20 protein-coding genes are annotated in these 25080 nt (G+C 62.1%); 11 read left to right on the top strand and 9 right to left on the bottom strand.

What is annotated here, in order from left to right:
• Positions 1–204: 204 nt before the first annotated feature.
• Positions 205–1926, top strand: a complete 1722-nt coding sequence (locus tag AC1DMK_RS09230; RefSeq protein ID WP_477858515.1) for a methyl-accepting chemotaxis protein — start codon at positions 205–207, stop codon at positions 1924–1926.
• A 58-nt stretch (positions 1927–1984) separates the two neighbouring features.
• Here the strand turns inward: AC1DMK_RS09230 and AC1DMK_RS09225 are convergent, their stop codons facing one another.
• Together AC1DMK_RS09225 and AC1DMK_RS09220 are read right to left on the bottom strand one after the other, a co-directional pair.
• Positions 1985–2758: a cell wall hydrolase gene (locus tag AC1DMK_RS09225; protein WP_477858513.1), complete on the bottom strand. Its 774-nt coding sequence runs from the start codon at positions 2756–2758 to the stop codon at positions 1985–1987.
• A gap of 168 nt (positions 2759–2926) precedes the next feature.
• Positions 2927–3901 (bottom strand): alpha/beta fold hydrolase, encoded by a 975-nt coding sequence (locus AC1DMK_RS09220; RefSeq protein ID WP_477858512.1) that lies wholly within the window; start codon positions 3899–3901, stop codon positions 2927–2929.
• 494 nt (positions 3902–4395) lie between these two features.
• Here AC1DMK_RS09220 and AC1DMK_RS09215 point away from each other — a divergent pair, with 494 nt between their 5' ends.
• Positions 4396–4863: an Hsp20 family protein gene (locus AC1DMK_RS09215; protein ID WP_037069516.1), complete on the top strand. Its 468-nt coding sequence runs from the start codon at positions 4396–4398 to the stop codon at positions 4861–4863.
• An 86-nt stretch (positions 4864–4949) separates the two neighbouring features.
• Here AC1DMK_RS09215 and AC1DMK_RS09210 read toward each other — a convergent pair whose 3' ends face one another.
• Positions 4950–5954, bottom strand: coding sequence for a bile acid:sodium symporter family protein (locus AC1DMK_RS09210; RefSeq protein WP_477858510.1), 1005 nt, complete (start codon positions 5952–5954; stop codon positions 4950–4952).
• A gap of 92 nt (positions 5955–6046) precedes the next feature.
• Between AC1DMK_RS09210 and AC1DMK_RS09205 the strand changes: the two genes are divergently transcribed.
• The gene (locus AC1DMK_RS09205) at positions 6047–6901 is read left to right on the top strand and encodes a LysR substrate-binding domain-containing protein (protein ID WP_037069977.1); all 855 of its coding nucleotides are present in this window, start codon (positions 6047–6049) and stop codon (positions 6899–6901) included.
• Positions 6902–7061: 160 nt separating this feature from the next.
• Positions 7062–7190, top strand: a complete 129-nt coding sequence (locus AC1DMK_RS09200) for a hypothetical protein (RefSeq protein ID WP_477858508.1) — start codon at positions 7062–7064, stop codon at positions 7188–7190.
• 3 nt (positions 7191–7193) lie between these two features.
• Here the strand turns inward: AC1DMK_RS09200 and AC1DMK_RS09195 are convergent, their stop codons facing one another.
• Entirely contained in the window at positions 7194–8243 is a 1050-nt protein-coding gene (locus tag AC1DMK_RS09195) for a threonine aldolase family protein (protein ID WP_477858506.1), read from the bottom strand.
• 534 nt (positions 8244–8777) lie between these two features.
• Here AC1DMK_RS09195 and gltB point away from each other — a divergent pair.
• Together gltB and AC1DMK_RS09185 are read left to right on the top strand one after the other, a co-directional pair.
• Positions 8778–13502 carry a glutamate synthase large subunit gene (gene gltB / locus AC1DMK_RS09190; protein WP_477858505.1) on the top strand — a complete coding sequence of 1575 codons (4725 nt, stop codon included), beginning with the start codon at positions 8778–8780 and terminating at the stop codon, positions 13500–13502.
• A 223-nt stretch (positions 13503–13725) separates the two neighbouring features.
• The gene (locus tag AC1DMK_RS09185) at positions 13726–15180 is read left to right on the top strand and encodes a glutamate synthase subunit beta (RefSeq protein ID WP_477858503.1); all 1455 of its coding nucleotides are present in this window, start codon (positions 13726–13728) and stop codon (positions 15178–15180) included.
• Between the two features lie 50 nt (positions 15181–15230).
• Here AC1DMK_RS09185 and AC1DMK_RS09180 read toward each other — a convergent pair whose 3' ends face one another.
• Both AC1DMK_RS09180 and AC1DMK_RS09175 read right to left on the bottom strand, forming a co-directional pair.
• A complete protein-coding gene (locus tag AC1DMK_RS09180; RefSeq protein WP_477858502.1) occupies positions 15231–16442 on the bottom strand; it encodes an SGNH/GDSL hydrolase family protein in 1212 nt (403 codons plus the stop codon).
• A gap of 87 nt (positions 16443–16529) precedes the next feature.
• Positions 16530–17753 (bottom strand): lytic murein transglycosylase, encoded by a 1224-nt coding sequence (locus AC1DMK_RS09175; protein ID WP_477858500.1) that lies wholly within the window; start codon positions 17751–17753, stop codon positions 16530–16532.
• A 200-nt stretch (positions 17754–17953) separates the two neighbouring features.
• Here AC1DMK_RS09175 and galU point away from each other — a divergent pair, with 200 nt between their 5' ends.
• Entirely contained in the window at positions 17954–18850 is an 897-nt protein-coding gene (galU, locus tag AC1DMK_RS09170) for a UTP--glucose-1-phosphate uridylyltransferase GalU (protein ID WP_477858498.1), read from the top strand.
• Here galU and AC1DMK_RS09165 read toward each other — a convergent pair.
• A complete protein-coding gene (locus AC1DMK_RS09165) occupies positions 18847–20376 on the bottom strand; it encodes an outer membrane beta-barrel protein (RefSeq protein WP_477858496.1) in 1530 nt (509 codons plus the stop codon). The genes galU and AC1DMK_RS09165 overlap by 4 nt on opposite strands.
• A 135-nt stretch (positions 20377–20511) precedes the next feature.
• Between AC1DMK_RS09165 and AC1DMK_RS09160 the strand changes: the two genes are divergently transcribed.
• Entirely contained in the window at positions 20512–21507 is a 996-nt protein-coding gene (locus AC1DMK_RS09160) for a KpsF/GutQ family sugar-phosphate isomerase (RefSeq protein WP_037069491.1), read from the top strand.
• Here the strand turns inward: AC1DMK_RS09160 and AC1DMK_RS09155 are convergent, their stop codons facing one another.
• The gene (locus AC1DMK_RS09155; RefSeq protein ID WP_037069488.1) at positions 21508–21963 is read right to left on the bottom strand and encodes an NfeD family protein; all 456 of its coding nucleotides are present in this window, start codon (positions 21961–21963) and stop codon (positions 21508–21510) included.
• Between the two features lie 3 nt (positions 21964–21966).
• On the bottom strand, positions 21967–22977 hold the full coding sequence (locus AC1DMK_RS09150; RefSeq protein ID WP_037069485.1) for an SPFH domain-containing protein: 1011 nt from the start codon (positions 22975–22977) through the stop codon (positions 21967–21969).
• A gap of 194 nt (positions 22978–23171) precedes the next feature.
• Here AC1DMK_RS09150 and queC point away from each other — a divergent pair, with 194 nt between their 5' ends.
• From queC to queE, 3 genes are read left to right on the top strand one after another with little or no spacing between them, the layout of a single operon-like run.
• On the top strand, positions 23172–23882 hold the full coding sequence (gene queC, locus AC1DMK_RS09145; RefSeq protein ID WP_037069482.1) for a 7-cyano-7-deazaguanine synthase QueC: 711 nt from the start codon (positions 23172–23174) through the stop codon (positions 23880–23882).
• On the top strand, positions 23882–24238 hold the full coding sequence (queD, locus tag AC1DMK_RS09140; protein WP_037069479.1) for a 6-carboxytetrahydropterin synthase QueD: 357 nt from the start codon (positions 23882–23884) through the stop codon (positions 24236–24238). Before queC ends, queD begins: the two co-directional genes overlap by 1 nt.
• The gene (gene queE, locus AC1DMK_RS09135) at positions 24235–24972 is read left to right on the top strand and encodes a 7-carboxy-7-deazaguanine synthase QueE (protein WP_477858491.1); all 738 of its coding nucleotides are present in this window, start codon (positions 24235–24237) and stop codon (positions 24970–24972) included. Before queD ends, queE begins: the two co-directional genes overlap by 4 nt.
• The last annotated feature ends 108 nt before the right edge of the window (positions 24973–25080 follow it).

The raw sequence follows: 25080 nt of genomic DNA, 5'->3' as shown, positions 1-25080 counted from the left end.
CACTCCCTTAAAGATTGCCGTCTTTTGCCAAACTATCCGTATTGATTGAACATATGAACGATTTAGGAACATTCTTGCTCGCAAAAGAAGAACGTTAATAAACATGTAACGTTTCGCTGCAAGTTCTGCATGGGAGACTTGACGATCACCCCGGGTGCTGCGGTTTTCGGCGCGCCCCGCATCTTACGTAAAAGGTATCAAGAAATGCATATTTTACCTTTCACCGCCGGGGCTGATGCCAGGGCAGTTCTAGATGCGGTCAATCGCTCGCAGGCGGTCATCGAATTCGATCTCACGGGCAAGATTCTTTCAGCCAACGAGAACTTCTGCACCGCCATGGGCTATAACCTTGCCGAGATCGTCGGGCGGCATCATCGCATGTTCGTCGATCCGGCCGAAGCCGGGAGTGAAGACTACCGTGCGTTCTGGGACCGGCTGGCAAAAGGCAAGTTCGATCGCCGACAGTACAGGCGTATCGGCAAGGCCGGCCGCGAGGTCTGGATCGAGGCATCCTACAATCCTGTGTTCAGGGGTTCGACACCCTACAAGGTCGTCAAGCTCGCCACCGATATCACCGAGAGCAAGCTCAAGAGCGCCGAAGACGCGGGAAAGCTCGACGCACTCTCACGCGCGCAGGCGACGATCGAATTCACGCCTGACGGCCATATTCTCACTGCCAACGCGAACTTCCTCAAGACACTCGGCTATACGATCGAAGAAATCCGCGGCAAGCATCATTCGATGTTCTGCGACCGCGATTACGCGGAAAGCGCCGACTACACGGCGTTCTGGCGCAACCTCGGCGAAGGCCGCTTTGCTGCAGACGAGTTCTTGCGTATCGGCAAGGGCGGACGGAAGGTCTTCATCCAGGCGTCCTACAACCCGATCATCGACATGAACGGCAAGGTCTTCAAGGTCGTCAAGTTCGCGAGCGACGTGACCGAGCGCGTGCGCGCCGTGAACGAACTCGCGCAGGGCCTGCAGGCAATGGCCGAGGGAGATCTGGAGCAGGCGATCGAGCAGCCGTTCATTGCAACGCTCGACAAGTTGCGGACCGACTACAATGCTTCGGCAGGCCGATTGCGGGCGGCGATGCAGGCCATTTTCAGGAACGCGACGCAGATCGCTTCAGGGACGCGAGACATTCGTTCCGCCTCCGACGATCTCGCCAAGCGTTCGGAAACGCAGGCCGCTTCGGTCGAGGAAACCGCATCCGCGGTCTTGGAGATCTCGACGACCGTGTCGGATTCGGCGCGACGTGCGGCTGATGCGGGCCGGTTGGTTGCCGACACGTCGCGCAGCGCGCAGGAATCGGCCGGCGTCGTTCGGCAGACGGTCGAGGCGATGTCCAAGATCGAGCAGTCGTCCCGGCAAATCGCAGGCATCGTCGGCGTGATCGACGACATTGCCTTCCAGACAAACCTGCTGGCGCTGAATGCCGGCGTGGAAGCTGCGCGAGCCGGGGAGGCGGGCAAGGGTTTTGCGGTCGTCGCCCACGAGGTCCGGGAACTCGCGCAGCGCTCTGCCAGCGCGGCAAGGGAGATCAAGGCGCTGATCCGTGACTCTGAAAGCTCCGTGCGCGATGGCGTGACGCTGGTGGGCAAGACGGGATCGGCGCTCGAAGGGATCGCCGCGCAGGTGTTGCAGGTCCACGACAACGTGTCGGGGATCGTGGAGGCTGCCAAGGAGCAGTCTTCCAGCCTCAGCCAGATCAACGGCGCCGTCATGTCGATGGATCAGGACACGCAGCGCAACGCCGCAATGGTCGAGCAAACCGCTGCCGCCAGCCGTCGGCTTGCCTTGGAGGCAGAAGCGCTTTTCGAACTTGTCGGGCAATTCAAGGTCGGTGCGGTCAAGGTCGGTGGGGCCAAGGCCGACGCGGTCAGGGACGACAGAGGTGCGGTCGGCCTGGCGAAGGTCGCCTGACAATAGCTGCTGTGTATCGATCAGTCGTTGACATGCGCCTGCGGGCGCATGTCTCAGGCTATCCGCCTGCCAGGTCGAAGCCCGCCCTCATCCCAGCGCTACCCAACGCCGGACGAGGCAGGGGTACCGCCACGGTCGCTGGCAATTCGAAGCCGGTGTCCATGACCGCATCGGGCAGGGGCATCGGGGTGGGAACGGGGACGGCCGCTGGAATGAGCAGCTCGAACTGCGCCGACGCGGCGCTATGTGCCGGCAGGTAATTCATCGCGACTTCGTAGGCGGGCAGCGGCGACGGCGTTTGAAGCGTGCCATCAGCCCCGCGCTTCTCGTAGAATGCGTTGCCACCGGCCACTGCAACGTAGTGCATGTTGTCATAGGGAAACTTCAGGCCGTCGGTGTGGAAGAACATCGCTTCCTTGACCTCGGGGTTGCGTTCTCCGTGCAGAATGGCATCGGCGGCGAGGTCGAGGTCGGATTGGGCCTCGTCCTTCACCTCTCGTGTCATCACACCCGGCGCAAATTGTCGTTCCTGAGCGACGACGCCGCAAATCGAGTCGGGATAGGCTCCAGACGTCAGCCGATTCATGATGACCGTTCCGACCGCCATGTAGCCCTCGTGGCTCGAACGCTCGGACTCGAAATACATGGCGCGCTTCAGACAAGAACGGTCTTCGGATGTATAGTCGTAGGTCACTTTTGCCGGTTCAATCCGCTTTGTGGAATGAGTGGCCGAGGCAGGCGTCACTTTCGGCGCCGTCGTGCAGCCCGCAGTCGCCAAACCAACAAACAGGATCCCTGAAAGGGATCTTCCCAAGACGTTTCGCGCCCTCAACGCCAGGTGCCTCCTATGTGATTGGTGCAGCCCTCATCGATCAGTGGCGACGTTTTACATGACATTTCGGAGAAATTCAAACGCATAGCGTTCATAAAACGCGCGCCAGGCCGGCGATCGACGCTCGAAGCCCTCATGTGAGGACGACGACGAGCCTCTGGCGCCGGCTCAGGTGCCGAAACCTTCGACCGCCTCGGCGGCTTCCGCATCGCTGCCGGGGATGAAGGCATGGAAGGCGGCAAGCGCTGCCTTGCGATAGATGTCGCGCTCCTGCAGCACTTCGTGGCGGGCGCCATTGATCGGCACCAGCTGGCCGGCACGGAAGTAGCGTGACAGTCGCTCCTGCGCGATATAGGGCACGATCGTGTCGCGCGTCGGGGCGATGACGACAGTCGGAATGGTGATCGAGAACAGGTGGCTCGGTGAGGTCACGCGGTCGATCGTGCTGAAGGATTCGAGCAGCCAGCGTGCTGTCGGCAGGCCGAGCACAAGATCCGGGTGAGCGGCGGAAATCGCCTGGTTGCGTTCGAAGCGAACCTCGTCGGAGGTCAGCGGATTGTCCGTGAACGGCATTTCCCTGAGCGTGCGGGCAAGCGGAAACGAGCCGAGCCCGAGCGAGCAGGCAACAGTCGCCAGACGCCGAATCGTACCGGATGACGCCGCCTGACCGGCGAGGCCGATGAACGGTGCCGTCAGTACCATGCGGTCGATGCGGCTCGACAGGTAAGGTGCTGCCGACAGTGCGATCAGCGCGCCGGTGGAATGCGCAAGGACATAGAACGGCAGGCGGGTATCGGGCAGCACGATCTTTTCGAGGAAGGTGTCGAGGTCGTGTTCGTAATCGACGAAACGGCGGATATGCCCATAGTGGCGCGTCTTGAGAAGACGGGCCGAATTGCCCTGACCGCGCAGATCGAACGTCGCGACCCAGAGACCCTTCTCCGTCAGGTCGCGGATCGTTTCGTAGTACTTCTCGATGTATTCGTTGCGCCCATGCAGCAGGACGACGGTGCCCTTGGCGACGGACGCGGTGGACCGAAAAACCGCATAGCGCAGTTGCAGGCCGTCATGTGTTTCGAAGAAGCCTTCCGTCCGGTTTTCCGGGATCGGATTGCCGGGTGTTGAAAAAAGGACCTGGTCCATGGCAGCTCGATCGCGTCCTTCATGCCTATTCGGATAGGCAGTAAAGCGGATAGGGGATTGCCGTGTCAAATCAAGAAAAAAAGGGCGGGACCTGCAATGCGGTCCGCATCATGCCGGCACGCGCCGCCGAGCTTTTCGACATTGAAGAAAAAGAAGCCGGCATGCGGACCTTGAGGGGGTCCGCGATGCCGGCCGGAGGTCGGGCTGAAGACGAAGGGACGATACACTTCAGCCATCGGGCCAATGTGATCCGATGACGCAATCACTAGCCTAACGCGCCTGAACGCATGCCGAACCGAGCGTTCATATGCGGTTCACGCCACGTGGCGCGCGTTCCGGGACGCGCGGTTCAGAGCGGCTCTTGAACTGCGCAAAACGCATCACCATCTCATTTCTGCGGACGCCAAACGGGTCCGCGAAACCGTCCCGGAGCTGCCTGATAAGGGGCTTGCGGGGCAACTTATCGCAACACGTCGCTTCCCTAGGAGGACATCATGCGCCACGTAGACTTCTCTCCTCTTTATCGTTCCACGGTCGGTTTCGACCGGCTCTTCACCATGCTCGACAGCCTTGGCCAGCCGGACCAGGGGCAGACCTATCCGCCCTATAACATCGAGCGCACCGGTGAGAACACCTATCGCATCACCATGGCCGTTGCCGGTTTCGACGAGACCGAAATCTCGATCGAGGCGCAGGCCCACGCTCTCACCGTCAAGGGCGAGAAGAGCGACGACAATGCGGAAGGCAGCGAATACCTCTATCGCGGCATTGCCAAGCGCACCTTCGAGCGCCGCTTCCAACTCGCCGACCATGTCGAGGTGACCGCCGCTTCGCTGAAGAACGGTCTGCTTCACATCGACCTTCTGCGCAGCATTCCCGAAGCCATGAAGCCGCGCAAGATCGCGATTGCCGCCGAGCCGGTGAGCGCGCCGAAGGCGATCGAGGCTCAGGTCACCAACTAACCTATCCCTCCCAGGATAAGGCAAGGCAGGCGGCGCTCAGGACGGGCGCCGTCTTTTTTCTGTTTGCGGGTCGGGGCCAGAGCACGTCAAGCCGGGCTGGCTGCATCTTCTATTTCCGCCTCAGTTGCCCGGCGGTGGGCGGCGGTTGCATATTTCTGGGCGATCACCGCGCAGACCATCAGCTGGATCTGATGGAAGAGCATCAAGGGCAGCACGATTGCGCCGATCGACTGGCCGGCGAAAATGACGTTGGCCATCGGCACGCCGCTGGCGAGGCTCTTCTTCGATCCGCAGAAGGTGATGGTGATTTCGTCCGCCTTGTTGAAGCCGAGCCAGCGGCTGCCGTACATGGTGGCGCAGATGACGACGGCGAGCAGCATTATATCGGCGATGATGACGACGGCGATATCGGCCAGCGAAAAGGTATGCCACAGCCCCTCGACGACGGCCTTGCTGAAGGCGAGGTAGACGACCATCAGGATCGAGCCGCGGTCGACCGGCGTCAGCATCTTCTTCTTGGCGCGGATCCAGTTACCGATCCAGGGCTGCAGAAGCTGGCCGACGATGAAGGGCAGGAGCAGCTGGATAAAGATCTGCAGGAGAGCGTCCCAGGAAAAACCGCCGTGGCCGCCGACCGAAAACAGCAGGCCGACGAGCAGCGGTGTCAGGAACATGCCGAAGATGTTGGAGGCCGAGGCCGAACAGATGGCGGCGGGCACGTTGCCTCCCGCCATCGAGGTGAAGGCAATCGAAGATTGTACCGTCGAAGGCAGGACGCAGAGAAAGAGGATGCCGAGATAAAGCGGATGCGGCAGGATCGTCTCCGGCAGGAAGCCGAGGCAGATGCCGAGCAGCGGGAAGACGCCGAAGGTGGTGAGCAGGATCACCAGGTGCAGCCGCCAGTGCAGCAGGCCTGCGATCACCACATCGCGCGAGAGCCGCGCGCCGTGCAGGAAGAAGAGCAGGGCAATGGCGCAATCCGTGGCGATGCCGAAGTAACCCGCAAAGGTGCCGCTGGCCGGCAGCAGCGATGCGAGGATGACCGTGCAGACGAGCAGGATCGTAAAGGTATCGGGCAAGAAGCGGCGCATTGGCTTTACTCGGTATCGGGATGGATCAATCCTGTTTCTTCCATTACGATGCAGGATGCAAGGAATAACAGTTATCACGAAATGAGATGACGATGCTCGACCTGACCCAATTACGCAGCTTCGTTGCCGTCGAGCAGATGGGGAGCTTCACGCTGGCCGCCGAAAGACTGGGTCTCGGGCAGTCGACAGTCAGCCAACATATCCAGCGTCTGGAAGCGTCGGTGGGTCGCCGCCTGCTCGCCCGCGATACCCACAAGGTCGTGCTGACGACGGATGGCGAGGCGCTGCTGTCGCACGCCCGCGCGATGCTGTCGATCGAAGGACAGGTGCAGTCGCTCTTCAAGGGGCACAGCCTGCGCGGCAATCTGCGGCTCGGCGTCTCCGAGGATTTCGTGACCAGCCAGCTTCCAGCGGTGCTCGAGGATTTCGTCCGGTCGCATCCGTCCGTCGATCTGGAACTGACGGTGGCTCTGTCCGGTACGCTCTATGAAATGCAAGACAGCGGCGAGATCGATCTGGTGCTTGCCAAGCGGCGTCTGGGGGATGCGCGCGGACGGCTCGTCTATCGCGAGCCACTGGTCTGGCTGGCGCGCGATCCGGACCACATCTTGAGTGGCGGGCCGTTGCCGCTGATCGCCTTTCCGCCGCCGAGCGTGACGCGCAGCATCGCGCTCGAAGCACTCGGACGCCATCAGATTGCGTGGCGGATCGTCTGCACCTGCGGCAGCCTCAGCGGGCTGACGGCAGCCGCGCGCGCCGGCATGGGCGTGCTGGTGCAGCCGCGCAGCATGGCGCCCGCCGGACTGAAGGAGATCGGCAAGGGGAAACTGCCGGTGCTGGAGGATGTGGAATTCGTGCTGGTGCCGCGCAAGGGCGCGGATCAGGCGCTGGTTTCCGCACTGTCGGAGGATATTCTGGCGAAGGTCAGGAACTTGCGGTCGAGTTGAGGAGCCGTTGCGCCTTCGGATTCAGATAGCGTGTGGTTAACCCGGTTCGCGGCATTTTAAGGATCTCTCAACCCTGAAACTTAGGTATCTGGTCAGGTTCGTGGCCTAGCTTTGCTAGAGCCTTCTGGTCGACGTTCGGGGTAACAAGGAGAACGGACCGATGATCTATGGAGCACTCTTCATATCCGGGCTGGTTGCCTGTGTGATGCTCATCGCAGTGGCTGCTCACGACGAAAAAACGACGGACAATGGCGCGCCACCGTCCGCCGTCATCGTGCATCAGAATTAGCCTCTAGGCCGCAAGGCAGTTCAAGAACCCGTCGACATCCGCCTCGGTCGTTGCAAAGCTCGTCACGAGGCGGATCAGGGCTTCATCTTCACCCACCAGCTCGGGCGTCTCGGCCGGCACCGGCCATTGGTAGAACTTCGCGCCCCTGTCTTCAGCCGTCTTTGCCGCCGTCTTGGTGATGATGGCGAAGACTTCGTTTGCCGTGGTCGCCCAAGCCAGGTGGGCCGCGTTGCTGGCGTCGATGCCGGCGCGCATGCGGTCTGCCATGCCGTTCGCGTGGCCGGCGAGATCGAGCCAGAGGCGATCTTCGAGGTAGCCGTCGAACTGGGCTGCGATGAAGCGCGACTTGGAGAAGAGTTGCGCGGCGCGCTTGCGGATAAACGGCATCTCCTTGGCCTGGTCGGGATTGAAGAAGACGATCGCCTCTGCGCACCAGCAGCCGTTCTTCGTGCCGCCGAAGGAGAGAATGTCGATGCCGCGCTTCCAGGTCATCTCGGCGGGTGTCGCGTCCAGCGCCACGAGGGCGTTCGCAAAGCGCGCGCCGTCCATGTGCAGCGGCAGGTTTCTGTTGCTGGCGATGGCCGCGATCGCATCGATTTCGGACAGGGAATAGACGGTGCCGACCTCGGTCGCCTGAGTGATCGTGACAGCCGTTGCGCGACCATGCTGGACGGCGTCCTCGGGAAAGGCCGCGATCTTTTTTGCAAGCTTCGACGGATCGATCTTGCCGGCTTGGCCCTCAACAGGCACGAGGCGGGCGCCGCTGAAGAAATCCGGTGCGCCGCATTCGTCTTCGATCACGTGTGCCCCCGCATGGCAGAAGGTGATGCCGCCCGGGCGCTGGACGCTGGCAAGACCAAGCGAATTGGCGGCCGTGCCGGTTGCAACGAAGAAGACCGCGACTTCGCGCTCGAAGATCTCCGCGAAACGTGCCTCAACGCGGCGATCGAGGTCGCTTGCGCCATAGGCGGCCGCAAAACCTGTGGATTCCTTGAGCAGGCGTTCGGCAATGGAAGGATGGGCGCCAGCCCAGTTATCGGATGCAAAGAACATGAAAAACCGCATGGGAATGGGTGGAAATGATGTGCGCGCGGGAGATTAAGCCAAAGCTTCACCCGATCAAGCGTCGGTGCGCGAACCCATCACAAAAATTGAATTCCGCAATCAATAAACAAAATAATGCGCAGATGTGTAATTAAATTTCGCGGTTTCCTTCGGTTTGGCAATCTTCCGTCGTTAATTGACGATTTTTTAATCCGTCACTCTTGCGAAGTTTGTGCGTTTCTGGCATAGAACCATTGAATTAGGACAGGGTTGCTGTCCTATTTTGGCCGCTCAGGCCGAAGAGGCGCCGAAAAACCTTACACTCGTTGGGTTTCACGCTATAGTTCATCGGGCGCGGGCGAAAGCTCCCGCAGGGAACGCATGGCAGGCGCGGAGCGCAACGGTTGCTTTCCCCGGAAAGCCTGCCGCCGGCGACCGGATCTTCGACAATGCAACAGCGCTGTCACGCGCCGAACCTAAGATAGGGGGCGGTGTGCGACGAAGAGCCGCCCGCAAGTCGCGGGCTCTGACAGGAGGAAAACGATGACGAAGAACACGCCATCCACGGGTATCGACCAGTTCGCAGCAGCAGATGCGCGCGCGACGGCCAATGCACGTAAATTCGCCTCCGGTCTGCCACGAAAACAAGGGCTCTATGATCCGCGCAACGAACATGATGCCTGCGGTGTCGGCTTCGTCGCGCATATGAAGGGTCAGAAGTCTCACCAGATCGTCAAGGACGGCCTGTTCATTCTCGAAAACCTGACGCATCGCGGTGCCGTCGGCGCAGATCCGCTGATGGGCGATGGCGCGGGCATTCTGGTGCAGATTCCCGACCGCTTCTTCCGCGAGGAAATGGCCAAGCAGGGCATCACGCTGCCGAAATCAGGCGAATATGGCATGGGCCATATCTTCATGCCGCGCGACGAGAAGCAGATCGAGCACTTCAAGAAGGTGATCAAGGACGTCATCACCGAGGAAGGCCAGGTCTTCATCGGCTTTCGCGATGTGCCGGTCGATAACGCGTCGCTTTCCAAGGCACCCGACATTGCCGCCACCGAGCCGCACCATGTTCAGGTCTTCATCGGCGCCGGCGAAGATGCCGCGACGAACGACGAGTTCGAGCGCCGCCTGTTCACGCTGCGCAAGGTGATCTCCAACCGCATCTACGACGAGTTCGACGGCGAGGAGAGCAACTTCTATCCCGTCTCGCTGTCGTCGGCGACGGTCGTCTACAAGGGCATGTTCCTGGCCTACCAGGTCGGCGCCTACTATAAGGACCTGTCGGACCCACGTTTCGAAAGCGCTGTTGCCCTCGTTCACCAGCGCTTCTCGACCAACACCTTCCCGTCGTGGAAGCTTGCGCATCCGTATCGCATGGTCGCCCACAACGGCGAGATCAACACGCTGCGCTCGAACGTCAACTGGATGGCAGCGCGCCAGGCCTCGGTGTCTTCTCCGCTGTTCGGCGACGATATCTCCAAGCTCTGGCCAATCTCCTACGAAGGCCAGTCGGACACGGCCTGTTTCGACAACGCGCTCGAATTTCTCGTGCGCGGCGGCTATTCCATGGCGCATGCCGTGATGATGCTGATCCCGGAAGCCTGGGCCGGCAACCAGTCGATGGCCGCCGAGCGCAAGGCGTTCTACGAATATCACGCCGCCCTGATGGAGCCGTGGGACGGACCGGCGGCGGTTGCCTTTACCGATGGCAAGCAGATCGGCGCGACGCTCGACCGCAACGGCCTGCGTCCGGCCCGCTACCTCGTCACCAACGACGATCGCGTCATCCTCGCATCGGAAGCCGGAACGCTGCCGGTTCCGGAAGAGAGCATCGTCCAGAAGTGGCGCCTGCAGCCGGGCAAGATGCTGTTGATCGACATGGAAAAGGGCCGCATCGTTTCTGACGAGGAAGTGAAGTCGGAGCTCGCGACCAAGCACCCCTACCGCAGCTGGCTGAACCGCACGCAGCTGATCCTCGAAGACCTGAAGCCGGTCGAGCCGCGCGCGCTTCGCCGCGACGTGTCGCTGCTGAACCGCCAGCAGGCGTTCGGCTATACCACCGAGGACACCCGGCTCCTGATGTCGCCGATGGCGACGACCGGTCAGGAAGCGATCGGCTCGATGGGCACGGATACGCCGATCTCGGCCATGTCCGAGAAGTCGAAGCTGCTCTACACCTATTTCAAGCAGAACTTCGCGCAGGTCACCAACCCGCCGATCGACCCGATCCGCGAAGAGCTGGTCATGAGCCTGGTATCCTTCATCGGACCGCGACCGAACATTCTCGACCACGAAGGTGCGGCAAACGCCAAGCGCCTGGAAGTGCGCCAGCCGATCCTGACCAATGGCGACCTCGAAAAGATCCGCTCCATCGGCCATACGGAAGATCGGTTCGACACCAAGACGCTCGACTTCACCTATGATGTCGAGCGCGGCGCCGAAGGCATGCCCGAAATGCTCGACCGTCTCTGCGAGCGCGCAGAAGCGGCCGTCAGGGGCGGCTACAACATCATCGTGCTTTCCGACMGCCAGGTCGGCCCGGACCGCATCGCGATCCCGGCACTGCTGGCGACGGCGGCCGTGCACCATCACCTGATCCGCAAGGGGCTTCGCACCTCCGTCGGTCTCGTCGTCGAAACCGGCGAGCCGCGCGAAGTGCATCATTTCTGCCTGCTCGCGGGTTATGGCGCCGAGGCGATCAACCCCTACCTTGCTTTCGACACGCTGCTCGACATGCATGCCAGGGGCGAGTTCCCGAAGGAAGTGGACGCCACCGAAGTCGTCTACCGCTACATCAAGGCTGTCGGCAAAGGCATCCTCAAGGTCATGTCGAAGATGGGAATCTCGACCTACCAGTCCTATTGCGGCGGCCAGATCTTCGACGCGATCGGCCTGCAGCAGACGCTGGTCGACAAGTACTTCTTCGGCACCGCGACGATGATCGAGGGTGTCGGGCTCGAAGCGATCGCCGAGGAAACCGTGTCCCGCCACACCTCGGCCTTCGGCAAGGATCCGCTTTTGGCGACGACGCTCGATATCGGCGGCGAATATGCCTACCGCATGCGCGGCGAAAGCCACGCCTGGACGCCAGATGCGGTCGCGACGCTCCAGCATGCCGTTCGCGGCAATGCCGAGGATCGCTACCGCGAGTTCGCCGAGATGGTGAACACGTCGGCGCTGCGCATGAACACGATCCGCGGCCTGTTCAACATCAAGAGCGCCGAACAGCTCGGCCGCACACCGGTCTCGGTCGACGAGGTCGAGCCGGCGATCGATATCGTCAAGCGCTTCTCGACGGGTGCCATGTCCTTCGGCTCGATCAGCCGCGAGGCGCATACGACGCTTGCGATCGCCATGAACCAGATCGGCGGCAAGTCCAACACCGGTGAGGGCGGCGAGGAATCCGACCGCTACATGCCGCTGGCGGACGGCTCGTCGAACCCTGAACGCTCGGCGATCAAGCAGATCGCATCGGGACGCTTCGGCGTGACGACCGAGTATCTTGTCAACGCCGACATGCTGCAGATCAAGGTCGCGCAGGGTGCAAAGCCCGGCGAAGGCGGCCAGCTGCCCGGTCACAAGGTCGATGCGACTGTCGCCAAGACCCGCCACTCGACGCCGGGCGTCGGCCTGATTTCGCCGCCGCCGCATCACGACATCTATTCGATCGAGGATCTGGCGCAGCTGATCTACGACCTGAAGAACGTCAACCCGACGGCCGATGTTTCGGTCAAGCTCGTCTCGGAAGTCGGCGTCGGCACGGTTGCTGCCGGCGTTGCCAAGGCGCGCGCCGACCACATCACCGTCTCCGGCTTCGACGGCGGCACGGGCGCGTCGCCGCTCACCTCGCTGAAGCATGCCGGAAGCCCGTGGGAAATCGGTCTTGCCGAAACACAGCAGACGCTGGTGTTGAACGGSCTTCGCTCGCGCGTTGCGCTGCAGGTCGATGGYGGAYTGAAGACCGGCCGCGACGTCATCATCGGTGCCCTTCTCGGCGCCGACGAGTTCGGCTTTGCGACCGCGCCGCTGATCGCCGCCGGCTGCATCATGATGCGCAAGTGCCACCTCAACACCTGTCCGGTAGGGGTTGCGACGCAGGATCCGGTTCTGCGCAAGCGCTTCAAGGGCACGCCCGAGCACGTCGTCAACTACTTCTTCTTCGTCGCCAACGAAGTGCGCGAAATCCTCGCCTCCCTCGGCTTCACCAAGCTCAATGACATCATCGGCGCTTCGGAGCTCTTGGAGAAGGACGAGATGCTGGCGCACTGGAAGGCCGAGGGTCTCGACTTCAGCCGCATCTTCCACAAGGTCGATGCCGCCAAGGAAGAGACCTACTGGACCACGCGGCAGAAGCACCCGATCGACGACATTCTCGACCGCAAGCTGATCGAGCAGGCGCAGCCCGCGCTGACCTCGAAGACACCTGTCGCCTTCGAAGTCGACATCAAGAACGTCGACCGTTCGGCGGGCGCGATGCTGTCCGGCGAGGTCGCCAAGCGGTATAATCATCGCGGCCTGAAGGAAGACACTATCAGCGTGACGCTGAGGGGCACGGCCGGACAGTCGTTCGGCGCGTTCCTGGCACGCGGCATCACCTTCAACCTGATCGGCGACGGCAACGACTACGTCGGCAAAGGACTGTCGGGCGGCAAGATCATCGTCCGCCCGCCCGAAAACTCGAAGATCCTTGCGGAAGAGTCGATCATCGTCGGCAACACCGTTCTCTACGGCGCGACCGAGGGCGAGTGCTACTTCCGCGGTATCGCGGGCGAACGCTTCGCGGTGCGCAACTCGGGCGCCATCGCCATCGTCGAAGGCGTGGGCGACCACGGCTGCGAATACATGACGGGCGGCGTCGTGGTCGTACTTGGCGAAACGGGCCGCAACTTCGCAGCCGGCATGTCCGGCGGCGTGGCCTACGTACTCGACGAGAGCGGCGATTTCGCCAAGCGCTGCAACATGGCCATGGTCGAGCTCGAGCCGGTTCCGGAAGAGGACGACATGCTGGAGAAGCTGCATCATCACGGTGGCGACCTCATGCACAAGGGACGCGTCGACGTTTCCGGTGACATGACGCGCCACGACGAGGAGCGCCTCTACCAGCTGATCTCCAACCATCTGCACTATACGGGCTCCACCCGCGCCAAGCAGATCCTGGACAACTGGATCGACTACCGCCCGAAATTCCGCAAGGTCATGCCGGTCGAGTACCGCCGTGCGCTCGAGGAAATGGAGCGGAGCCGGATGGGGATCGCTGCGGAGTAAAATGTGCCGACACATCCGTCACAAGCGACTGCGCATGTGACGGATGACCGAAATATCTCGATGACCATGATGATGGTGGCGACGGCAAATGCCGTCCCGGTCGCATGATGCCTTTCAGGGGATATGTTCAAATGACGGTCAAGCAACTTGCCCCGGATACCGGGACTGACAATAGACAGCTGGCTGCGGTGAGGCGGTCATGAGTGTAAGGGAAGACAGCAGTATGGGTAAGGTAACAGGGTTTCTGGAAATCGACCGGCAGGTAGCGAAGTATCAGCCGGCCTCGGATCGCATCCGTCATTTCCGCGAATTCACGATCCCGATGTCGGACCCGGAAGTGCAGAAACAGGCGGCGCGCTGCATGGACTGTGGCATTCCTTATTGCCACGGGCCGACGGGCTGCCCGGTGCACAACCAGATCCCGGATTGGAACGACCTCGTCTACAACAACAACTGGGAAGCGGCGATCCAGAACCTGCATTCGACCAACAACTTCCCGGAGTTCACCGGCCGCGTTTGCCCCGCGCCTTGCGAAGAAGCCTGCACGCTGAACCTTGAGGACACGCCAGTTGCGATCAAGACTGTCGAACAGGCGATTGCCGACAAGGCCTACGAGCTCGGCTTCATCCGCCCGCAGCCGGCAACGGTTCACACCGGCAAGCAGGTGGCGATCATCGGTTCCGGTCCCGCCGGCATGGCGGCTGCCCAGCAGCTCGGCCGCGCCGGTCACGACGTCCATGTCTACGAGCGCGAGAGCAAGCCGGGCGGCCTGCTGCGCTACGGCATTCCTGACTTCAAGATGGAGAAGAACTTCATCKACCGCCGCGTCGAGCAGATGAGCGGCGAAGKGGTGAGCTTCCATTGCGGCGTCAACGTCGGCCTCGACGTGAAGGTCGAGCAACTGCTCGCCGATCATGATGCGGTGCTTTACTGCGGCGGTTCCGAAACGCCGCGCGAAGCGGGCATTCCCGGCATCGAACTCGCCGGCGTCCACGACGCGATGCCCTACCTCGTTCAGCAAAACAAGCGCGTCGGCCGCGAAAACATCGACAGCGTCGGCTGGGCCTCCGATCCGATCCTTGCCGGCGCCAAGCATGTGGTGGTCGTCGGCGGCGGTGATACGGCGTCCGACTGTGTCGGCACGGCGTTCCGTCAGGGCGCGGTGAAAGTCACGCAGCTCGACATCCGCCCGCAGCCGCCGGAAAAGGAAGACAAGCTCGCCGTCTGGCCGTTCTGGGCAACGAAGATGCGCACCTCCTCCTCGCAGGCGGAAGGTGCGGTGCGCGAGTTCCAGGTCGCCACGCTCGAATTCGTCGGCGAAGACGGCGTCCTGACGGGCGTCAAGTGCTGCGAGGTCGACGAGCGCCGCAAGCCGATCGCCGGCACGGAGTTCGTCATCAAGGCCGACCTCGCCTTCATCGCCATCGGCTTCAGCGGCCCGTTCACCGGCAGCGTTTTGAAGGAACTCGACGGCAAGCTGACGCTCAACACCGACCGCCGCGGCTCGACCAACGTCGTTGCCAACGACCGCGACTACAAGACCTCGGTCGACAAGTTCTGGACCGCCGGCGACGTACGCCGTGGGCAGTCGCTGGTCGTCTGGGCGATCCGCGAAGGCCGCCAGGCCGCCCGCGCCATCGACGAAGCGCTGATGGGCTCGACGGTCCTGCCGCGGTAAGATTGGGCGTTTGATCGGGGATTGAACGGGGCCGCATCACGCGGCCCTTTTCATTTCGCCGAGACTTCGGCGGCGGACTTGGCGGGCAGCATGCGATAGTCGTCGACGCGGCCTGCCGGCGGGGGTGCCATCTGACCGTCCTGGACGAGCTTGTCGCGCGGCGACTTGGTCATGCTGACGGGTAGCGCCGTGCCTCCGAGGAGGGCCGTTCCGCCATCGAGGTTGGGGTCGGACAAGCTGATCGGATCGGTGTGGTCGGCCGGGTTCGATGACGGGTTAAGGCTCGGCATACTGCTGCTGTCGAGGCGGACGAGGTCCGGGCTTGCCTGTGTGCCGAGGATGCGCCGGGCGGGCTTTTCGACGTAGAAGGCAAGTTTGCGGCGTCCCGCCTCGGTGAGGTTGATGCCGTCGGACGTCCTCAGGCGCACCTGCTGGCCGTTGATGTCGGAGCCCGTCACGACGAAGTCACCGTTCTCACTGACGAAGCCGTCCCATATGTCGACGAATTCGCCGCCGATGCTTTCGACTTGCTTGCGGTAAAGGAGGTTCATCTGAACGGCGTCTGCGGTCATCGCCGGCGAATCGAAGGCCGGCAATCCGACCCACAGAAGCGGGATCTTGCGGCTGGTAACGTCCTTGCCGAAGTTCATCACCCGGCGCTGGTATTCGGCATACCAGCCGTCGGTGCGGAACTTCTCCTTGCCGCCGTCGGTCACCATCTGCTGGCGGTCGTTGGCGCCGAGCATGACAACCACCATGGCGGGCTTTGCCTCGTCCATGAATTTGGTGAGCTGCGCCGGCCAATTGTAATAGTCGTCGCGAACCAGGCCGGAGGCGACGTTGCTGTGGGTCTCGATGAGAATGCCGGGCGAGTCCTGAAACGCAGCCTCCATGCCGACCCCGAGGCCGCCGGCCAGGAAGTCGCCGACGACGAGGATCTTCTGCGCGTTGTCGAGCTTCTGGACGAGCTTGTCTTCGGGCGCGATAACAGGTGCAGCGCGGGGAACCGAAACCACTGCCTTCGGCGGGGCCTTCTTCTTTCTGGGGATGGCCCGGGGTGCCGGAGCATACTCGTTGGGGGCCGGCGGATATTGATCGACGTAACGGCGGCCGAAGAAGAAATCGAGGATGGAGCGGCGCTGGTAGTAGCGCTCCTGGGCTTCGGCAACATGCACGGGAGGCAGCACGCCCGATGAAAACACCAGGGCGGCAGCGCAGAGGGCGCCCCAGCGGGCCGTGCCCCATTTTACTCGTTTACGCATCGTCAGCAGCCTCGCATCTGCCGCTATTTTCTCATGTAGCGGGACATGCGTCCACACCCCAAAACGCATGGCGCCAGTCTACATCACTTATTTGCGAAGTGCATTCAGCAGCGGCAACGATGGTTCGCCGTCCGCCTGCATGCCGAACCGGCCCTGAACGACCGCAATGGCCGCCTTCGATCCGCTGCCGAAATTGCCGTCGACTTCGCCGTCATAGTAGCCGAGCGCTTTCAGACGGGTCTGAAGCTCGAACTTCTCCTTGACGTCGAGCACGCCGTCCGGGCGTGGCCAGCGCTGCTTCATGCCGCCATAGCCGGCGATCTCGTCGGCGAGCAGGCCGACGGCGATGGCATAGCTGTCCGATGCATTGTAATTCTTGATGGTGAAGAAGTTAGCGGTCATCAGGAAGCCGGGGCCATTCGGGCCGGCCGGCATCTTCAGGACGGCTTTGCTGCCGCCGTCCTTGAAGCCCTTGCCGTTTGGTCTGGAGAGGCCGAGGGACGCCCATTGCGACAGCGTGTGGGTCTTGCCCACTTGCTTCAGGACGCCTTGCGGAACCACCACTTCGTATCCCCAGGTCTTGCCCGCATCCCAGCCGTTCTTCTTCAGCAGATTGGCCGACGTCGCCAGGGCATCGGGCACGGAATTCCAGATATCGCGGTGGCCGTTGTTATCGGCATCGACGGCGTAAAGCAGATAGCTCGTCGGTATGAACTGCGTATGGCCCATGGCGCCTGCCCAGGAACCGGTCATGCCATCAGGCGAGATGTCGCCGTTCTGGAGGATTTTCAACGCAGCGATCAGCTGCTTCTTGGCAAATTTGGCGCGGCGCTMGTCGGCATAGGCAAGCGTCGCCAGCGCACGCGGCACGTAATGCAGCCTGTCGTCCTTTTCGAGAACTGCGCCGTAATTGGATTCCATCGACCAGATGGCGAGGAGAATCGTTTTGTCGACGCCGAAGTGGCGCTCAATCGCGTTCAACGTAGAGGCATGTTTGGCGGCCATTTTGCGGCCGATCTGGACCGTGTAGGGATTTACACGGGAATCGACATAGTCCCATATTTTCGTTGTAAATTCAGGCTGATAGGCGGCTTTTTCGAGCACGGTCGGGTCCGGATCGGTCACACCTGAAAAGGCTTTGCTGTAGGTTGCCTTGCTGATGCCACTTTGAGCGGCTGTTTGATAAAAGTCCGCGATCCATTTCTGGAACCGCTGATCGGCTTTCGCGTTAAGGGGGGCCAGACCGGCGGACGCGGTCACGATGAGTGCAAGAGCAAGACCACGAAGGGAGTTTCTGTGATTTTGAGTCATCGGCGGTTATCCGTCCTTTCGTTTCAGGCGCAGCAGAACGCGAAGTTCCGCTCAGGCCCGAGACTACCCGAACGGAGTCAACAAATTCTTTACCATGACGGACGAACACAGTCACCATTTGCAAAACAGTAGCAAATCTCATCTAGTCCAATCAAATATGCCTTTTATTTCAAGCGGTGAAATCACCGCAGGAGGATTGTGTGGCAGAGCATAAAAAAGTTCGCAAAGCTGTATTCCCGGTTGCCGGCCTCGGCACCCGCTTTCTCCCGGCCACCAAAGCCGTTCCAAAGGAGATGCTGACGGTCGTCGACAAGCCGATTATTCAGTATGTCGTCGATGAAGCGCTGGAAGCCGGGATCGAGCACTTCGTCTTCGTCACCGGCCGCAACAAGCACATCATCGAAGACTATTTCGACATTCACTTCGAACTCGAGCAGACGCTGCGGGAGCGCAGCAAGAAGGCCGAGATCACGCTGCTTGCCGGCCAGCTTCCCAAGGCCGGCACGGTCAGCTTCACCCGACAGCAGGAACCGCTCGGCCTCGGCCACGCGGTGTGGTGCGCCCGCGAGATCGTCGGCAACGAGCCTTTCGCGCTGTTGCTTCCCGACATGATCATGAAGAGTGACGCCAGGGGCTGCATGAAGGGTATGATCGACCTTTACGCCCACAGTGGCGGCAACATCATTGCGGTCGAAGAGTGCGCGCCCGATCAGGCCCACAAATACGGCATCGTCGGCGTTGGTGACGCCATCGGCGACGGTTTCCACATTACCGACATGGTCGAAAAGCCTGCCAAGGGCACGGCGCCGTCGAACTACTTCATCAATGGTCGCTACATCCTGCAGCCGGAGATCTTCAAGATCCTGGAGACCCAGGAACGCGGTGCCGGCAATGAAATCCAGCTGACCGACGGCATGCTGAAGCTGCTCAAGGATCAGGATTTCGCGGGCTACCATTTCCGCGGCACGACGTATGACTGCGGCGCCAAGGATGGCTTCATCCTCGCCAACGTGGCGTTTGCGCTGGAGCGTGCGGACATTCGTCCGACCGTCGAGGAAGGCTTCAAGGCGCTGCTCAAGACCCTTGATCGAGGCTAGCGCTTCAATTTGAGACCAACGCCGGCTCGCCATTGCTGCGAGTCGGCGCCTGTCTTGCGGGACGTCAGCTCGTATCCGAGCGTGCTCGTCAGGTCGAGATAGCGGTTGATGTTCCAGGTCAAGCCGGCGCTTGTCGCATAGACCGTCTCGTCGCTCGACTGGCTCGCCGATGGATAGTCGCGCAGCGTAATACCACCCAGGAACGTGCCGACCAGATTGTCGCGCAGCTGGTGCGTGATGGTCGTCGTCAATGCATGCGAGACGTAGCCGGAGTCGCCGGCATTGGTCGACGGCTGAATGCTGGTCTGAAGGCCGAAGTCGACGTCGGTTCCGCGGAGCGGGGACCAGAGCAGCCGGGCATCGACCACGGGCGTATCGATATCGGCCAGGCGGTCGTCGTCGAAGGTGGCGATCTCGTAGCCGAGCCCGATTTCGCCACGAAGCTTCTCTCCCATGTCCACTTCGACCCCGGCCTTGGCGCCGTAGGACTGGCCCGAGCGCCGATAGCCTGCACTGTCCACGGTGTCGTCGTAGTGGGTTTTTCCGATATTCGCCTCGATGAAGGGAATAAGGGCGGGCGAGAGCTCGTAGCCGATGCGGCCGCGAAGGGTGCCGCTCGTCTGGTTGCGGTCGCTCAGCGAGACCGTCGTGCCGTCGGAAAGCGTTGCATCCGAATAGATGGTCCGCGTCAGATCGATGCCGGTGGTGCCGCGCAGAATGCCGAAGTCGCGCTCGATCGAGCCGCCGGCGCTGAACAGCTGCACGTTGGATTGCTTGTCGGCGTTCTGGATTGCATTCGGATCATCGGTGTCTTCGCGATAGAAATGGTAGCCACCGAGGATGTGGGCGGTCGTATCCTGCGGCAGGTCGAGACGCAGATCGCCGCCGATCCTGAAATCCGGCTGCTCCTCGCCTTCGCCGCTGATGTTCTGCTGCCAGGCGCCCTCTGTCGTCACGAGGAGCTGATGCAGGGCCCAGTCTGATGTCAGCGTCGCCAGCATGTCGGTTTCGAGGAAGGCGCGGGTCTCCTTGGTGCCGTTGTCCCGCTGCGTTTCGGTGTTTATGCTCTGTGTTACCGTCGGGCGCAGAACGAAGGTGCCGATGCGAATGCCCGGCGTTTCCTCGGTCGTAAGGTTCCGCTCCAGCCTGCGGGTCGATCGTTCGTCAAGCGGTGCCTCGCGCGTGTTCAAGCGCAGCATGTCTTCATCGAGAATCGCGCCGGTGGTTTCGTCGCTTGGCTGTTGATCTCCAGATACCGGTTGTTGATCGGCAGGCGTTGTCTGCTTTTCCGCAGCGTCGGCGGGTTCCAGCGGTGATGCCGGCTCCTGCGGCTGGGCGCCGGCGTTGTCGCCGCCTTGGCCCGCAGCGGCAGGTGCTGCCGTGGCGGCGCGATCTGGCGAACGCAGCTGTGCGGATTGCGCAAGCGAGGGGGAGGGCACGAGCGTGATGCCTGATAGAACCGAGCACACGGCAATGCTCGCCGCGCGGAGCGGCGTCAGACTGCTCGTGTATTTCCAATGGCCCATCTATCCGTGCCCGGCATGCTTCGAAGTGTTACCCGAACGTAAAGCCTCGTGGTTAACCATTCGTTGCCAAGGCGCACTTGGAACGGTGCGACGAGGCGATGGACTTGGCCGCGGAAAACCGCTAACGCATTTGCCATGATCAGAAGAGCGGAAAATCTCATCGAAAATGGGGTGGTCGACTCGGCCAAGCGCACGATCGGCACCGAGAGGCAGGCCCTCGAGGCTCTGGAGAAGGCGCTGGACGGCTCTCTTGCCGAGCCCTTTGCGCGTGCAGTCGAGGTCGCGGGCGCCATTTCGGGGCGCGTGATCGTCACCGGTGTCGGCAAGAGCGGTCATATCGGGGTGAAGATCGCGGCGACGCTCGCCTCGACAGGGACGCCGGCCTTCTTCATGCACGCCGCCGAGGCCAATCACGGTGATCTCGGCATGGTCGGCAGGGGCGACGTGGTGCTTGCGCTGTCGAAGGGCGGCGAAAGCGCCGAGCTTCGCAACATCATCGTCTATACGCGACGTTTCTCCATTCCTCTGATTGCGCTGACATCGTCGGAAAAATCCTCGCTTGCATCTGCCTCGGACGTCGTTTTGCTGATGCCGAATGTGGAGGAGGCATGTCCGCATGGTCTGGCGCCGACGACGTCGACGCTGATGCAGCTTGCCATGGGTGACGCGCTGGCGATTGCGCTGCTCGAAGCCCGCGGCTTTACGGCGCGCGATTTTCACGTTTTCCACCCGGGCGGCAAACTCGGCGCGAGCCTCAGCCACGTTGGCGACATCATGCACACCGGCGAACGCGTGCCTTTGGCGCCGAAGGGTACGACGCTGCCGGAGGCGATTTCAACGCTTTCGCGCAAGCATTTCGGCTGCGTCGGTATTGTCGACGGTGACGGGCGGCTGTGCGGGATCGTCACGGAAGGCGATCTGGCGCGCAACTTGACGCGCAATCTGTCGGAACTGGCGGTCGACGACATCATGACCCGCACGCCGAAGACCGTGAAGGCGACGGTCCTGGCGACGGCTGCTCTGGCACTGCTGAACAAGCACAGCATCGGCGCTCTGATCGTCGTCGACGATGACAACCGGCCGATCGGGCTCATCCACTTCCACGATCTGCTCAGGATCGGGGTCGCCTGATCAGGCCTCTTCGACCGTCAGGTCGCGGCCGTTGCTCGCAACGACTTTCACCCGCGCACCGACCGGCAGATCGGGGCCGCTGACGCGCCATTGCGTATCGTCCAGACGGATGCGGCCGCGCCCCTCGTGGATGGGTTCGGCAAGCGTTGCGGTGCGGCCGACGAGGCTGGCGCCGCGCTGGTTCAGGAAGGGTTCGTCGGTGGTGGCGTGGCGGCGGGTCAAACGCCGGCCGATGAAGGTGGCGGCGACGGCAAGGGCAGCAAACAGGATCGCCTGCACCTGCCACAGCCAGAAGGTCTCGTTCCAGAACAGCAGCGACAGCACACCCACGGCAAGTGCCGCAAGGCCGATCCAGACGAGGAAGAAGCCGGGGGCGATCATCTCGGCGGCAAGCAGCACCAGTCCGGCGATCCACCAGCTCCAGGGTCCGAGCTCCGCGACAATGGCGGCGATCATCGCTCAGCTCTCCTGATTGGTGTTAAAGGGATTGACCGGCGGCGTCGTGCGCGCCGGCACCTGGCGAGGGCGCGGTGGGGCAGGCGGCGTGGATGGATCGGCGAAGACTTCCTTGGCGATTGCGCCGATGCCGCTCAGCGAACCCAGAATGGACGAGGCTTCGATGGGCATCAGCACGACCTTCGAATTGCTCGCCGAACCGATCGCGGTCAGCGCCTCGGTGTATTTCTGCGCGACGAAGTAGTTGATGGCCTGGATGTCGCCGGCGGCGATCGCCTGCGACACCATCGTCGTCGCCTTGGCTTCGGCCTCGGCAAGGCGCTCGCGGGCCTCGGCGTTGCGAAAAGCGGCCTCGCGCTGGCCCTCGGCCTGCAGGATCGCCGACTGCTTGGCGCCCTCGGCGCGCAGGATCTGCGCGTTCCTGGAGCCCTCGGCTTCGAGAACCTGGGCGCGCTTTTCACGCTCGGCCTTCATCTGCCGAGCCATCGCGTCGACAAGGTCGCGCGGCGGCTGGATATCCTTGATCTCGACGCGCGTGACCTTGATGCCCCAGGGCTGGACGGCGTCATCGACGACGCGCAGCAGGCGGTCGTTGATCGCGTCGCGGTTCGACAGCAATTCGTCGAGATCCATCGAGCCCATGACGGAGCGGATATTGGTCATGGTCAGGTTGAGGATGGCGTTTTCGAGATTGGAGACCTGATAGGCGGCCTGGGCGGCGTTCAGGATCTGGTAGAAGGAGACGGCATCGGCAGATACGGAGGCGTTGTCCTTGGTGATGACCTCCTGGGTCGGCACGTTGAGAACCTGCTCCATGACGTTCAAGCGGGCGCCGACGCGCTCCACAAAAGGCGTGATGATGTTCAGGCCCGGTTCCAGCGTCCGGGTGTAGCGGCCGAAACGCTCGACCGTATAGCGATAACCCTGCGGCACGGTCTTAATCGCGGCAAAGAGCACCAGAATGACGAAGACCACCAACGCGATCACGACAATGTCGAAGCCGCCCAAAACCATGAAACTCCCCCGCGATAGAATCGATTGACCACACCTTAGCGTAGACGAATTCAAACGCCAGTCTTGCAGCGTCGCCGCCAATGATCACGCTTGATATATGGGTTTTCGATTGGCCCTTCACAACGGGAGGGGGCTGGCGTAAAAGGCGCCCTGTATCCGGTCGCAGCCCACCCGGTCAAAACAAGGGACCCATCATGAAGACTATCGTCATCTGCTCCGGCGGATTGGATTCCGTTTCGCTTGCCCACAAGGTCGCGGCGGAACAGCAACTCATCGGCCTTCTCTCCTTCGACTACGGCCAGCGGCATCGCAAGGAGCTGGATTTCGCCACCGCCTGCGCCAAACGGCTCGGCGTGCCGCACCAGATCATCGACATTCGCACCATCGGCCGCCACCTCAGCGGCTCGGCGCTGACCGACGATATCGACGTTCCCGATGGCCACTATGCCGAGGAGACGATGAAGGCGACCGTCGTTCCGAACCGCAATGCGATCATGCTGGCGATCGCTTTCGGCCTTGCCGCCGCGCAAAAGGCCGATGCGGTTGCGGTCGCCGTGCATGGCGGCGATCATTTCATCTACCCAGATTGCCGTCCCGGCTTCATCGACGCGTTCCAGGCGATGCAGAACCAGGCGCTCGACGGCTATGCCAGCGTTTCGCTCTACGCGCCCTACGTCAACATCTCCAAGGCCGACATCGTGACGGACGGGGTGAAGAGCGGTACGCCTTTTGCGAAGACATGGTCCTGCTACAAGGGCGGCGTTCGTCATTGCGGACGCTGCGGCACCTGTGTCGAGCGGCGCGAGGCCTTCCACCTGGCCGGCGTCGAGGACCCGACCGAGTACGACGACGCGGACTTCTGGGTCGCTGCGACGAGTGGCTTTTCGGCCGAGGAGGTGAAGTGATGTTTCGCATCACCAAGGAATTCCACTTTTCCGCCTCGCATCAGCTGACACACCTGCCGGCCGAGCATCAGTGCGCCCGGCTGCATGGGCACAACTACATCGTCGAAGTGGAGCTTTCGGCCGCTGAGCTGGACGACGACGGGTTTGTTCGCGACTATCACGAGCTGGCGCCGCTCAAGCGCTATATCGACGACAGTTTCGACCACCGCCACCTGAACGACGTGCTCGGTCATGGGCGCGTGACGTCGGAATATCTGGCGAAGCACTTCTACGACTGGTGCAAGGAGCGCTTGCCCGAGACTTCGGCAGTCCGCGTCAGCGAGACGCCCAAGACGTGGGCGGAATACCGGCCATGAGCGGGGTTCGCGAGGCGCCCATTCGCGTCAGCGAAATCTTCGGACCGACGATCCAGGGAGAGGGCATCCTGATCGGCCTGCCGACGGTGTTCGTCAGGACCGGAGGCTGCGACTACCGCTGTTCGTGGTGCGATACGCTGCATGCGGTCGACAGCGACTACCGCGATCAATGGCGGCCGATGTCGGTGGACGAGATCTGGCACGAGGTCCGGCGGCTTTCCGGCGAGGTGCCGCTGACCGTCTCGCTTTCCGGCGGTAACCCGGCGATCCAGCCGCTCGGCGCCCTCATAAAGCATGGGCACGCGCAAGGCTACACGTTCGCGCTTGAGACGCAGGGCAGTGTCGCCAAGGACTGGTTTGCCGATCTCGATACGCTGGTGCTGAGCCCGAAGCCGCCCTCAAGCGGCATGGAGACCGACTGGGCCGCCTTTGATGACTGTCTGCGCATGGCRGACGACGGGCCTAAGGTGGCGTTGAAGATCGTCGTCTTCGACGATCGGGACTATGCCTATGCGCGCGATGCGGCTGTCCGCTACCCGCACCTGCCGGTCTATCTGCAGCCCGGCAACCACACGCCGCCACCGCCGGACGATGACGATGCCAGGATCGACATCGACGGGATCATGGACCGGATGCTCTGGCTTGTCGGCAAGGTGACGGAGGACAGGTGGTTTATGGCGCGGGTCCTGCCGCAACTGCATGTACTGCTCTGGGGGAATCGGCGCGGGGTGTGACATGTTGAGGGTGTGCCATGTTTCCCCTTCGTCCGGCTGCCGCCACCTTCTGCCCGCATCTCTTCTTCCCTCGATGAGAAAGTGGCCCGAAGGGTCGGATGACGGGCT

Source organism: Rhizobium sp. 05L419 (genome assembly GCF_056397845.1).
This window is presented reverse-complemented; position numbering and strand designations above follow the sequence as displayed.

What these genes read in the sequence shown, in the direction of transcription:
- AC1DMK_RS09160 (WP_037069491.1), top strand. Translation starts at nt 20,512, where the DNA reads ATGATCAGAAGAGCGGAAAATCTCATCGAAAATGGGGTGGTCGACTCG.
- AC1DMK_RS09180 (WP_477858502.1), bottom strand. Translation starts at nt 16,442, where the DNA reads ATGCGTAAACGAGTAAAATGGGGCACGGCCCGCTGGGGCGCCCTCTGC.
- queD (WP_037069479.1), top strand. Translation starts at nt 23,882, where the DNA reads ATGTTTCGCATCACCAAGGAATTCCACTTTTCCGCCTCGCATCAGCTG.
- AC1DMK_RS09165 (WP_477858496.1), bottom strand. Translation starts at nt 20,376, where the DNA reads ATGGGCCATTGGAAATACACGAGCAGTCTGACGCCGCTCCGCGCGGCG.
- AC1DMK_RS09195 (WP_477858506.1), bottom strand. Translation starts at nt 8,243, where the DNA reads ATGTTCTTTGCATCCGATAACTGGGCTGGCGCCCATCCTTCCATTGCC.
- AC1DMK_RS09230 (WP_477858515.1), top strand. Translation starts at nt 205, where the DNA reads ATGCATATTTTACCTTTCACCGCCGGGGCTGATGCCAGGGCAGTTCTA.
- AC1DMK_RS09210 (WP_477858510.1), bottom strand. Translation starts at nt 5,954, where the DNA reads ATGCGCCGCTTCTTGCCCGATACCTTTACGATCCTGCTCGTCTGCACG.
- AC1DMK_RS09150 (WP_037069485.1), bottom strand. Translation starts at nt 22,977, where the DNA reads ATGGTTTTGGGCGGCTTCGACATTGTCGTGATCGCGTTGGTGGTCTTC.
- AC1DMK_RS09200 (WP_477858508.1), top strand. Translation starts at nt 7,062, where the DNA reads ATGATCTATGGAGCACTCTTCATATCCGGGCTGGTTGCCTGTGTGATG.
- AC1DMK_RS09155 (WP_037069488.1), bottom strand. Translation starts at nt 21,963, where the DNA reads ATGATCGCCGCCATTGTCGCGGAGCTCGGACCCTGGAGCTGGTGGATC.
- AC1DMK_RS09215 (WP_037069516.1), top strand. Translation starts at nt 4,396, where the DNA reads ATGCGCCACGTAGACTTCTCTCCTCTTTATCGTTCCACGGTCGGTTTC.
- AC1DMK_RS09220 (WP_477858512.1), bottom strand. Translation starts at nt 3,901, where the DNA reads ATGGACCAGGTCCTTTTTTCAACACCCGGCAATCCGATCCCGGAAAAC.
- queC (WP_037069482.1), top strand. Translation starts at nt 23,172, where the DNA reads ATGAAGACTATCGTCATCTGCTCCGGCGGATTGGATTCCGTTTCGCTT.
- AC1DMK_RS09205 (WP_037069977.1), top strand. Translation starts at nt 6,047, where the DNA reads ATGCTCGACCTGACCCAATTACGCAGCTTCGTTGCCGTCGAGCAGATG.